Genomic DNA, 12,844 nt, shown 5'->3' on the forward strand with positions numbered 1-12,844 from the left:
TTTTGTTTTTCAAAGTGTTTGGGGAGTGAACGAAAAAAACGAGGATGAGTCATTGGCTCATCCTCGTTTAGAGATATCTTTTATATTAGATTATTCTGCTACGTAAGGTTCCATCTTAACGTCTGAGATGTAGATTGTGGCTGTGTTTGATAAATCTTCACCTTCAGGAGTAGTCTTTACAGGATTATTTGTATAGACGCGTAAATCAAATTTAGTAAAGTCTGTAGAGTCTGAATCTGTCATTTCTACATTGCCACCAGGCGCTTTTTCACTCTTTTTTGCAAAATTAATATATAAAACAAGATCTTCCCAAGTTTTGTTTGCTTCGGGAATTATAGTTACTGTAGTTGCTGTGAAAGTCCCTTCGCTTGTACTTTTAGAGATAGCAAACGAAGCGTTATTTTTAGCATTTCTACAAGTAAATACAAGTTTTGACATTTCATTATATTGAGTATCTAATTCCCCTTTTATTTTTAATGACACTTTATAAATACCTTGATTAACAGGAACTTCAGTAGAACAGTGGTAATATCCAATAGTCCCTATATACCAGCTATCAGTGAATTTCTTTCCTTTTGGTTTTGGATTTCCACCTGTGTCATTACCGTTATCATAATCGTAGTCCCAAGTTGAAGTGTATTTTAAACAAATAGCTTTTTTCCAATCTGTAGAGCCATCATCTTGAATGCTATATTCGACTCCCGGAGTATTGGCATTTTGTTTTAGACCAAACCAAATATCTTCTTCGAAATTTGGGGCATTAATAACATCAGCTAAAGTACTACCAATAGGATTAATATATGTTGGTACTATTTCTTCTGTGTTACCTTCTCCTCCCTCAACAGTACTACCATCTTCCCAATTTGAGATTGTTCCTTCATCTATTTCAATAGTTGTTTTATCAGGTGTAGCTCCTAAAGTGACATTGAACTGACGTAATTTCCCACTTTCGTATGGAACATCTACACTGTAAGTAAATTTATAGTTTTTACCGTTTGAAGAGGTTGTCAATATTCCATTGTCTTTAGTAATAGTCTGTGCCGGTACGATAGCACGATAATTAAAAGGGGTTGAACAAGCCTTCATTGCTACTGTTCCTAATGCTCCTGCTGCTTCTTTAATTATACTATCCTTAAGATTAATGGCAGCTGTAGGATACACATTCTGCAAAGTTACTGTAGCATCTTTAGCGGCCAAATCGCCTTTTAAAGTAACCTGCACCAAAGCAAATGCATGTGAGTATTTCAATGGAACAGTTGTTGTCCCGGCAGCAACATTTACAGATCTGGCCATTAAGGCGTCACTACCTGTATAACCGGTAGTTTGGTCGCCAGCTACAGTCAGGCTAACAGAAGTTGCGTCAGTTGCTTCTGCATTGTAAGGATAATATGCATAATAGCTGTATGAAACACCTTTTTCAGCAGTGATAGCTTCACCTTGTGCTACCCATTTTCCGTCTGCATTAAGTTTGTAATGAGCATTTTTTACAACAGGAGTTTCACCGTTATAAACAAATATACCAACCTCGTCACCTTCTACAAATGTAGTAGCATATCCATCGTCCGGAGTGTTAGTTCTGGATACAGAATTAACTCCCATTTCAAATTCCACCGGTGTACCTTTCTTATCACCGCTGTTTAAGTTCTCTTCCTTTACGCAAGAGTTCATGGCCAGCATCGCTACGGCTGCCATAGCCAAAAGTCTAAAGTTTGTAGTCATCTCAGTATTAATTTTAGTAAATTAGACAAATTAAGTTTTATATTTAGTAAAAAGGTCTTGTTTTATTATTCGGATATGTATGGTTCCATAACCAAATCGGATATATAAATCTTTGAAACAACTTTCTGCACTTCAGCTGATGCATTATTGTTTGTATAGAACCTTAAATCAAATTTTGAGTAATCGTCTGAAGTCGTATTTACCCAACTCTTTTCACCTGATGCAGGAACTGTACCGACTGACGTACTTTTTTTACTGAAATCTATATATACGGTAAAATCAAGCCAATTATTGTCTTCAGGTTTTTTGGATACAGATGTTGCTGTAAAGTTCTGATTTGCAGATGCTGCAAATGAAGAGGAACTGTCAGCATTTCTACAAGTTATCACAATCTTTGAGGCTCCGTTTGGCGTAAGCTCACCGTCAGCAGTAGCTGACTGGCTTAATTCCGTCTTTAATTTCATCGACAACTTGTATATTGTTGTCTTCGACATATCCAGTTGTGAGGCATGATAATATGAAAGTGCAGCCTTGTAATAACTGTTAGAGGAAAGCTCATCACCGAAAATTGATGTATATTGCAATGACGCGTATTTACCCCATTCAGTGGTTTCGTCTTCCTGTATTTCGAATGCCGCCACAGTATTGTAGTCTGTATTGTCAATGTATTTCACCCATGTGTCGGAACCCAAATCAAATTTCTTGATTACTTCCGTAAGCTGGTCGCCCAGTGGTAATATCAGAGGAACAATAACCTCTTCTACTGATGAGTCTCCATCGTTTTCAGTACCTTCCGTCCAATCATTTATGTTTGAGTCTAAATTGATGGTTATTTCAGGTTCTCCTTTTTCATTTAATGTTATTGTCAATGACAGATATTTTCCCTGTTCAAATTTTATTTCGCCTGAATACTGAGCATGATAAGTCTTTCCTGCAGCAGTTATCTTGAATACAGGAGTAGAAGCGGCAATCGTCTGTGCAGGAATGATGGCACGATATTTCAATGGAGTTGCCAATGCATCCATTGTGATATAGGCTTTGCTAGTTCCTGTTGTTATGCTTTGTGTACTCAGGTCAATAGTAGCGTCTGTTGCGATATCCAGCATTTCCACTGTCGCGCCTTCTGTAACACCGAAATCCACCAGTTCTACTTCAACCAATGATAATGCGTGGTTATAGGATAAAGAAACATTGCTTTCGCTGCTTGTGGCCGTGCTGTACAGAAAATCGTTCTTTATAAATCCTTCAGCATCCTGGTTCGTTGAAACAGAGTAATTTATAGATGTTGTTGCATTTTCCATGTATGGATAGTATGCATAATAAGTGTATTCCGTTCCTTCTGGAATTTTTATCGCGGCTCCGCTCCAGGATGTTCCGTCTGTAGTGGTATATTTGATGTTTGAGTATGAAGCTACGTCTTTTACGAATATACCTACAGCGTCGTTTGCTGTGAATGCTGCAGTGTGGCTGTCGTCAGCCATCGATGTTCTTGATGACTGTGTAGTGACAATTCCCATAGAGAAATTGACGTAGCCATTATCTGACGGATGTTCGTCTTTATTACATGCTGTCATAGCAGACATCGCTATGGCTGTAATGAATATCTTATTTAATATTCTGGTCATAATGGTTTAATATTTATTCGTTCTTATATTGTTCAATTTTTACGTCGCTGATGTATATCACCGGTTGCAGGCTGGAATTGTTGGTATAAACCCTTAAATCAAATCCGCTATAATCTTCCGGTGTAGCATCAACAAAGAATTTTTTATCATCCGTTCCATTTATTCCGCTACCGACAGTTGAACTTAACTGCTTGAAGTTTATGTAGAAGATAAATTCTTCCCATGTCCCTGCGCTGGCCGGCTTCTTGCTTACTGTAGTTGCGGTGAATGTGTCAGGTTTGGTACTTGCAGCAAATGAATAAGTATATCTCTCACTGCTTTTAGCTTTGCATGTGAACACTAGTGTAGAAACTGTAGAACCTCCATCACAAACATCTGCTTTGACTTTGGCAGTGACTTTATAAATATGTGTATCGTCTGTAACGTACATAGGTTCTGCGTGGTTATATCCTATAGTAGCCTTGTACCAACTGTTGTTTATTTCCTCATTGTTTATATTGTATGTCAACTTTATGGCTTTGCCCCATGTAGTTGCATTATCTTCTACAATTTCAAAAGCGGATCTTGCTCTTTCGGCATCACTTTGAACCATCTTGAACCAGGACTCTTCTGTGAAGTTTCTTGTGTCGGCAATTACTTCCGGAAGTTCTGTTCCTATGGCTTTTATCAATGGTATTTCTATAACTTCACTTTCTCCTGGGTTTTCTCCGTTGCCCCAATCATTGATTGCTCCACCTATAGTAATCTGTTCTCCTTCAGGCAGAGGAACAAGGCTGTTTACAGTTATTTGTAGAGCCTGACCTTTATTAAGAGATATTTCTGAGGGAGCATTTACATCGTATGTTTTTCCGTCTGCTGTTATTGACATAAATCTAGAGCCTGCCACTATGACCTGTGCCGGAATAATGGCCCTGTATTCCATCTTTTGTTCTGATTTCTTCATCTCTATGGAAACAGTTTCTCCGCTTGCAGCTGAAATCTCTCCTGTTTTTGCATTTACAGTTACAGCTGGTAAAATGTTTTCAAGTGTAATAGTTGCGTTGGCATCAGCTGTTACACCGTCTTTTATACCAACTTGTATCATGCTCAATGAGTGTGAGAAGTTAAGCGAAATGTTTTCAGCTCCGGCAGCAGAAGTTTCATTTCTTGCAGTAAGGAAATCTTCATTACTGATGCCTGCTGTCTGGTCTTCACTTACGTTTACACTAATGGCTGTGATGTCTGCCACTCCATTTCTGTAAGGATAGTACGCGTAGTACTTGTATTGAACACCATCTTTTGCTGTTAATGGATTTTCTGAAGTCCAGCTGCTTCCGTTATAAACGTATTTCACATTTTTTGCAATTATATCATCTCCTTCATATACGAATATACCTATTGAGTCATTGGCTGTAAATGAAGTGTTCAAATTGCCGTCTGCAATACTTGTACGTGACAAGCTGTTAATCCCTGTTGTAAAGTTTATTATATTCTCCTTATTGGAGTCATTGTTATATTCTCCTTCAATATCCTTATTGCAGGAAGTGAAACAATTGACGCCTATTAAGGCTAATATCAGAGTCTTATAAATTTTTTTCATGAGATTATAGTGTTTTTAAAGGCCGTTATTTATTTTATACTTTCATTACCGTCAACTTCAATTCCGCCTCCGTTGTTTATCCAGTCATCAATAGTGAAGTTGGTGTTTGTAACCTTGATATCAGGTTCGCCGTTTTCATTTATTGTAATACTGAAATTAGTATTTGTGGCACTTTCAATTGCTGATATATGATTGGCAAGGCTTACAGGGATTTCTTTTGTTTCTGTTTCTCCAGCTTCGTTTGTCTTAGTGATTTTGATGACTATTGTTATGTTGTCAGCCTGTATATTATTGTCCGTGCTTCCTTCACTTCCCTGGTTATTTATAATTACAGGGAAGACAAGTGTATAAAATCTTACGGTATTGGTGGCTCTGGACAATGAACTGCCGCTAGCCATAGTTAATTGGCCAAATTCTGTTGCTGTAAATTTACCATTATATATATTCATATTCCCTTTTATCGGTGTTTCCTGAATAGTGGCATTAATATCGGTATTATCTGCAAATGCGGATGGGTCAATATCCATTGTTATCAATGAAAGGGCATTTTTCATTTTCAGCTCGGCTTTTCTGTTTTCTTTGTTTAGACCGTTTATTCTGCCGAATTGAAGTTTTGCTCCGAATTCCTGATTGGCAGTAAGGTCAATAGCTACATCTGTTGTGATTTCATTTACTTTAGGGAAATATGTAGCCAAGTCCATACTTTCTCCGGTACTAGGCAAGTATATAGTAGAATCGTTGTTTGCCGCATTTAAGTAGGATCCTACACCATCAGATATATATCTGATATTAGTATAAGGAGTCACAACATTATCGGTGCCGTTTTCTAGCATTGAAACACCTAGGCTTTCACCCTTTAGATATGATTCCGGTGCCTGGTCTGTTTCGAAACCAAGACTTCTTGCTGTTATTATGACCGGATATGCTTTGTCATAAATATTACTGGAACTATCTTCTTTTTTACATGAAGACAGTGACGCTGTGAAAAACACAAGAATGAAAAAATAAAAAAGTTTATTTATCATATTAATTAAGATTAGATTTCTAATGATTTTGTTCATTGTATGAAACAAAAATAACAAAGTACTACGCGAACTTTTCTAAATATTATATTTCGTTCCAATTGCAAATATAATAATAAAAAATGTATTTTTATATACACAAATAATTCAAAATTAGTGCAATAATAGTACATTTTTAAGAAATACTTACTTTTTGGGCTATATATTTACTCTTAATATATATTTTGAGTATAACCATCATTAAAATATATTCAACCATGTTTATATAGTAGCAATCATTTACTTTATTTCGGGAATAAAATATTAGCATATTTGAAAAAACTTTATTAACTTGCGCTCAATTATGATAAAAATCAAATAAAGGGTTGGAGAGGAGAGGTTTTTTGTATAAAACTATATTGTTATATATTAAATATGTGTATCCTATAGTATTTAATAAAAAAATATATCTTTGTGGCGTTATTTGTAAGATTGTTTGTATTATTTTGTACTAATCATGAATTATTTTATCAAATATTAGAAGTTAGTTTTTAATATATTTGCAGAAATAAACCTTGAAAATAAACTTAATGTAATTTTATTTTATGAAAACTGGATTCCAAGAATTTTTAAAATGGAAGAGGACTTTCAGTGTATTGCTGTTAACCTTAGTTGCAGTCACCGGAGCGGTGGCGCAAAGTCTTGTCAGAGGTACGGTGATCGATGATACCGGATTGGAGGTCATCGGAGCGAGTATTCTGGTAAAAGGAACTAATCAAGGAACTATAACAGACATGGAGGGAAAGTTCTCATTAACTGTGCCGGATGCAAATGCCGTGATAGTAGTTTCTTATATTGGTTATCAGACACTTGAAATCAAAGTGGATGTTACTAAACCAATGTCTATAGTGCTTAAAGAAGACGCGGAGGTTTTGGAGGAAGTGGTAGTTGTTGGTTACCAGGAGGTGAAGAAAAAAGATTTGACCGGATCGGTTGCTAAAGCTGATATGAATGATTTGCTTAATACGCCGGTTGGCTCTTTTGATCAGACTCTAGGAGGACGTGTAGCCGGGGTGAACGTAACATCTTCTGAAGGTACTCCTGGTGGAAGCATGAATATTGTGATTCGTGGTAATAACTCTTTGACACAGGATAACTCGCCTCTGTATGTCATAGACGGATTCCCAGTTGAAGATGCAGCAATGGCGAGTACAATAAACCCTTCGGATATTGAATCGCTTGATATATTGAAGGATGCTTCGGCAACGGCTATTTATGGTGCACGTGGAGCGAATGGTGTAGTTATAATTACAACTAAAAAGGGTACAATAGGAAAACCGCAGATTACATACGATGGAAGTGTGACTATGCATAACGCTTCACGTAAAATTCCGATGATGGATGCATACGAGTTTGTTAAATTACAGGCTGAAATGTATCCTACACAGGTGACATCCGAGAATGGAGGTTATCTGATGATGTATGAAGGAAAGCAATGGACGCTTGACGATTATAAGAATATAGAACAGTATAACTGGCAGGATGAAATTTTCCGTACTGCATTCCAGCATAATCATAGTCTTCGTCTGACCGGAGGAACAGAGGGGGTGAGATATAATGCCTCTACTTCATATTATGACCAACAGGGTGTGCTGTTGAATACCGGATTTGAGCGTTTTCAGATGAGAGCAAATACTGTGGTAAAGCGAGATAAACTGGATATCAGTCTTACTACTAACTATTCCAGAAGCATACAGACTGGCTCGACACCTTCAGAAAATTCATATAGTGGTATGAATAACTTGTTCTATAGTGTGTGGGGTTACAGACCTGTTACATTCCCTAACAAACCTCTTAGCTCATTGATGGATAATGTAATGGATGATGCCGTAGATAATAGTAATGACTACCGTTTCAACCCTATATTATCTTTGAAAAATGAATATAGGAAAAATTATATCAACAATCTGCAGATAAACGGTTATGTGGCTTATGAGATAATGAAAGGACTTAAACTGAAGATTTCTGGCGGCTATACTTACGACTCGCGTAAGAATGACCAGTTTAACAATTCCAAGACTCGTTATGGTGGCCCGACATCAACTGATAAAGTAAATGCACAGGTGATACGTAATGAACGCCTTACATGGTTGAATGAAAATACGTTGACATATCAGACAAATATTAAAAGAAAGCATTTTTTCAATGCTTTAGTTGGTGTTACTTTCCAGAATTCAGATTATGAGTATTATTCGTTCCGTACTACACATATTCCAAATGAATCATTGGGTATGGCAGGAATGTATGAAGGACAGGCAAATACAACTAATTCGTATAAGACTTCATGGTCAATGATGTCTTATTTGGGACGATTGAACTATAATTACAAGTCAAAATATTATGCTACCGCTTCATTCCGTGCCGACGGTTCTTCTAAATTCAGTAAAGGTAACAGATACGGCTATTTCCCTTCTGCTTCTTTGGCATGGAACTTTATGGAAGAGGATTTTATGAAACCTCTTGGAAAGGTGCTTGACTCCGGTAAGTTGCGTGCCAGTTGGGGATTGACCGGTAATAACCGTATTGGTGAATATGATTATTATGCATTGATGCAGGCATTGAAATCAAAGTTAGGTGATTATATTTCAAACGGTAGTGTCCCTAGTGGCGTATATCCTATTAATGGTGATAATACTACAGTGGGAACAGTGCCTATAGCTATAGGTAATGATAACCTTAAATGGGAAACTACAGAACAGTGGAATGTGGGTATAGACTTGAGCTTCTTCAGAGAAAGAATCAACTTTACCGCAGATGTTTATCGTAAGGTCACACGTGATCTTCTGCTCAATGCCTCTGTGCCTTTGTCGTCTGGTTTCTATAGTGCAACAAAGAATATCGGAAAGGTGAAGAATGATGGTTTGGAATTGAGCTTGAGTACTAAGAATATTACTACCAAGAATTTTACGTGGACAACTGATTTCAATATTGCGTTCAATAAGAATGAAGTATTGGAATTGGCGGAAAATCAGACAAGCCTGTTGACAGCAGCTACATTCGACCAGGATTATAATTCGCAGACAAGTTATATAGCAAAGGTTGGATTGCCTATGGGGATGATGTACGGATATGTGTATGAGGGCACTTATAAATATGATGACTTCAACAAGTCCGGTGAAACTTATACTCTGAAGAACGGAATACCTCATTTCTCTACAGAGAACAATACTCAACCGGGTATGCCTAAATATAAGGACTTGAATGGTGATGGAACTATTGACTCAAATGACCGTACTATAATAGGACGCGGACTTCCTATACATACCGGTGGTTTTACGAATAATTTTACATATAAAGGTTTTGACTTGAGTATATTCTTCCAATGGTCGTATGGCAATGATATTATGAATGCCAATCGTCTGTTCTTTGAAAGCTCAAACAATAGGGCACGCGAGCTGAACCAATATGCAAGTTATGCTGACCGTTGGACTCCGGAAAATCCTGACAGTGATATCCCGGCTGCTACAACTTCAAGTTCGAACAGAGTGATCTCATCAAGAATAGTGGAGGATGGCTCGTTCCTAAGACTTAAGACTCTTACTTTGGGATATACATTCCCAAAAGCTATGATTGCCAAGGCTGGATTGAGTAATGTCCGCCTATATTTAGCTGGACAGAACTTGTGGACATTGACAAGTTATTCGGGCTACGATCCTGAAGTATCAGTACGTAACAGTGCCTTGACACCTGGATTGGACTTCTCATCATATCCGAGATCATATACAATCAGTTTCGGTGTGAATTTGGGATTCTAAAAATACAGTAAAACAGATAAAATAAAAGAAGTTTATGAAAATACTAAAATATACACTTTTTACATTGGCTCTTGGAAGTTTGTCCGTATCATGCAATTTTTTGGACAAAGAGCCGTATAAGGTGACTATAGATACTTATTTCAATACGGCGGATGAGGCAACATCTTTTGTTACCGGTATTTATGCCATATTAGGACAGTCGTCTTTCTATGGGGCTGACTATATGTATCTTAACGCAGGTGATGACCTTGCGCATTATGGAGGTTCGGGACGTGCTCCTGCAACTAGAGGGTTGGTATGTAATAATGCTACTGTGAGTGATGCTGCAGTGACTGGGTTTTGGTACACTCTGTATTCAGGAATAAATCGTGCGAATATTTTCCTTGAGAATATTGACAGAGTGGCAGATATAGATGCAAAACTGAAAGCTCAGTATATATCTGAGGTCAGATTTCTTAGGGCATTTTACTATTTTAATCTTGTTCAGTGTTGGGGTGATGTACCATTCAAAACAGAATCAACAAAAGATGTAATAGGGCTTGATATACCCCGTACAGATAAACAGGAAATTTATAATTTCATAGTGAAGGAGATGGCAGAAGTTTCTGACGATGAAACTGGCGGACTTCTTTCTGCAAAAGAACTTGGATATAAACCTGGTAGAATCTCTAAATCTGCGGCATGGGGAATGTTGGCTAGAATATATCTTTTCCGTGCCGGTGAGTTTCATCGTGATAATAGACCTGCGACAGAGGAAGAAAATAAGACTTATTATGAGGAAGCTTTGAAATATGCAAAACTGGTTGAAACTAAAGGAGGACATGATCTGGCTCCGGATTATTGGGATTACTTTATAGATTTGTGCTCTGACAGATACAATACTAAGGCCAATGAAAGTATCTGGGAAGTGGAATTCTCTGGTAACAATACAACAGACGTGAAGGCTGAAGGTAGAATCGGTAACATTATAGGTCTTGCTGCTCCTGACATGTCTTCGAAATCGAATGTTGTTGGCTCTGCGGATCCGGGTTATTCATATGAATTTATTTTTGCAACTCCTAAGTTGTATAGATTGTATTGCACAAATGCTCCCAGTACACAAAACCTGATGTCTATGGAAGTTAAATTCACACAGGCAATATATGATAAGAAGGATGAAACTGACCCGATATGGCAGACATATCTGACTAAGATGAAGGATGCGCGATTCCTGTGGAACATTGCACCTTTCGCTTATATGGAAAGTGATGGAAAGAACACCGGAGTGACTGGACGAAAATTTTATGAACTTGGTTTCAGAGATGCTTTCCTTGCACATGATAATGGCAGGTCTTTCTCTTATGGAAATGTTAATTGGGAAAAGAATACTGATGAACCTAAGGATGGCGACTACGATTATAATGGAGTATTTACCAATAACATAGCCCGTGCGTGCGCAAAATACCGTCGTGAATACGAAGCTGACAAGAAAGACAAGAATAATACAGCCATTAATTTCCCTATCTTGAGATATTCGGATGTACTACTTATGATTGCAGAAGCCGAGAATGAATTGAACGGTCCTACAAATGCATACGCTTATCTTAACGAAGTAAGAGAACGTGCCGGGGCAGACAAGGTGGAGGAAGGCTCGCTTGACAAGATCAGCTTCCGGCAGATGGTAAAGGATGAAAGAGGACGTGAATTGTGTTTCGAATATACCCGCCGTTTCGACCTGATACGTTGGGGAGAATATGTTGAAAACATGAACGCTCTTTACAACTCTGCGCGTGCGGGAGGTGAGTGGAATCAAGGACCAACAAACGTATATACTTATTTCAATATTTCGGATACGTATAATTATTATCCGATACCTGATGCAGAGACTGCCGTAAACAAGGCAATCACTGATAATAATCCGGGATGGTAATTTATTGATAAAGAATAAAACCTATATTAAATGAAAACATATAGCATATATACAATTCTAATTTCAGCATTGGTCATGACTTCATGCAACAAGGAAATGACTAAGGGACTTGAGGACGTTAGTGTAAGTGTTACACCTGGTGCCAATGTTACTGTGGACGGACTGACGGTTACAGTGAATAGGGGTGAACCTGTGGTGTTCAATATAAACGGAGAACCTGATTTCGTTACTTTTTACAGTGGAGAGACAGGTCATCAATATACATATAAAGACAGGTATGAGACTCAAGTGGAAGATATTTTATCATCGAAGCTGAAGTTTAATATCTATCAGGAAGGTGCATCGTATTCCGATGAAAGATATAACAATACAATTGATGTGTTCTATACATTTACAGACGCAGCTTTAGGTCAGGAAGGTTTCCCGGGATTGTCAAAAACTGATTTTAATGCGGATTCCACTTTGGTGGCTGATTTCTATAAGAATGGTAAATGGATTCCGGTGAGGGATCATACAGATTATGACAATCTTGCGCTTAACGTGGTTGAGGCGTTGAAAGTAGAGCTAGATGTGAAGAATATGATTGGTAAGAATCTGGTGGTTGCTGTGGCGTATAATGCTGATGAGCGTAAAAACCCTTCTACTGCCGGAGCTTCTGCAACAAACCAACCTAAGTATTATTTTGACTCGATGTGTATAGAGAATGTATTGAGAAATAATTCTGTTACTACACAATATGCAGGTAATTTCATGTTTACCGCACTGAACTTCAATCACAATTATCTTTATGAGAAATCAATAAAGAATGAAGAAACAGATGAAAAGGGAAATGACTGGACTAGTGTTTCAACCTATTTACCAGAGAATTTGGCTTATGGAACGGTAACGGCTAATGTCCCTGGCTTGTGGAATATGTCTAGTGTGGCAAATGGCGGCTTCTTCATACAGGGTACAGGTAGTACCTATGAATGGAAAACAGCTTGGCTTGTGTCGGATCCAATCAATATTCAGGCGTGTCAGCCTGATAAAGGCGAAAATGTGAAGAATTTGTCACAGGATTTGCCGACATATACTTATACTTACAATAATGTAGGTACTTATAAGGCAACATTTGTATTTAATAATGTAAACTATAAGCATGATGTAAATAAAATCATCAATGTGGTTATAAATGTAAAATAATAAAAAATATATAT

7 protein-coding genes are annotated in these 12,844 nt (G+C 37.6%); 3 read left to right on the top strand and 4 right to left on the bottom strand.

All coding sequences use genetic code 11. The features are described from left to right. Positions 1 to 90 precede the first annotated feature (90 nt). The 4 genes from NW213_RS11390 to NW213_RS11405 form a co-directional block, all read right to left on the bottom strand. The gene (locus NW213_RS11390) at positions 91 to 1,719 is read right to left on the bottom strand and encodes a fimbrillin family protein (protein ID WP_258322856.1); all 1,629 of its coding nucleotides are present in this window, start codon (positions 1,717 to 1,719) and stop codon (positions 91 to 93) included. 65 nt (positions 1,720 to 1,784) lie between these two features. Continuing rightward, a complete protein-coding gene (locus tag NW213_RS11395; RefSeq protein ID WP_258322857.1) occupies positions 1,785 to 3,344 on the bottom strand; it encodes a fimbrillin family protein in 1,560 nt (519 codons plus the stop codon). A 13-nt stretch (positions 3,345 to 3,357) separates the two neighbouring features. After that, the gene (locus NW213_RS11400; RefSeq protein WP_258322858.1) at positions 3,358 to 4,923 is read right to left on the bottom strand and encodes a fimbrillin family protein; all 1,566 of its coding nucleotides are present in this window, start codon (positions 4,921 to 4,923) and stop codon (positions 3,358 to 3,360) included. A 29-nt stretch (positions 4,924 to 4,952) separates the two neighbouring features. Then, a complete protein-coding gene (locus tag NW213_RS11405; RefSeq protein WP_258322859.1) occupies positions 4,953 to 5,948 on the bottom strand; it encodes a fimbrillin family protein in 996 nt (331 codons plus the stop codon). A gap of 581 nt (positions 5,949 to 6,529) precedes the next feature. Between NW213_RS11405 and NW213_RS11410 the strand changes: the two genes are divergently transcribed. From NW213_RS11410 to NW213_RS11420, 3 genes are read left to right on the top strand one after another with little or no spacing between them, the layout of a single operon-like run. Beyond that, positions 6,530 to 9,739 carry a TonB-dependent receptor gene (locus tag NW213_RS11410; protein ID WP_258322860.1) on the top strand — a complete coding sequence of 1,070 codons (3,210 nt, stop codon included), beginning with the start codon at positions 6,530 to 6,532 and terminating at the stop codon, positions 9,737 to 9,739. 34 nt (positions 9,740 to 9,773) lie between these two features. Beyond that, positions 9,774 to 11,648 carry a RagB/SusD family nutrient uptake outer membrane protein gene (locus NW213_RS11415; protein ID WP_258322861.1) on the top strand — a complete coding sequence of 625 codons (1,875 nt, stop codon included), beginning with the start codon at positions 9,774 to 9,776 and terminating at the stop codon, positions 11,646 to 11,648. A gap of 30 nt (positions 11,649 to 11,678) precedes the next feature. Continuing rightward, positions 11,679 to 12,830 (top strand): DUF5017 domain-containing protein, encoded by a 1,152-nt coding sequence (locus tag NW213_RS11420; protein WP_258322862.1) that lies wholly within the window; start codon positions 11,679 to 11,681, stop codon positions 12,828 to 12,830. The last annotated feature ends 14 nt before the right edge of the window (positions 12,831 to 12,844 follow it).

The organism is Bacteroides sp. ET336 (genome assembly GCF_024733815.1).
GTDB lineage: Bacteria > Bacteroidota > Bacteroidia > Bacteroidales > Bacteroidaceae > Phocaeicola > Phocaeicola cellulolyticus.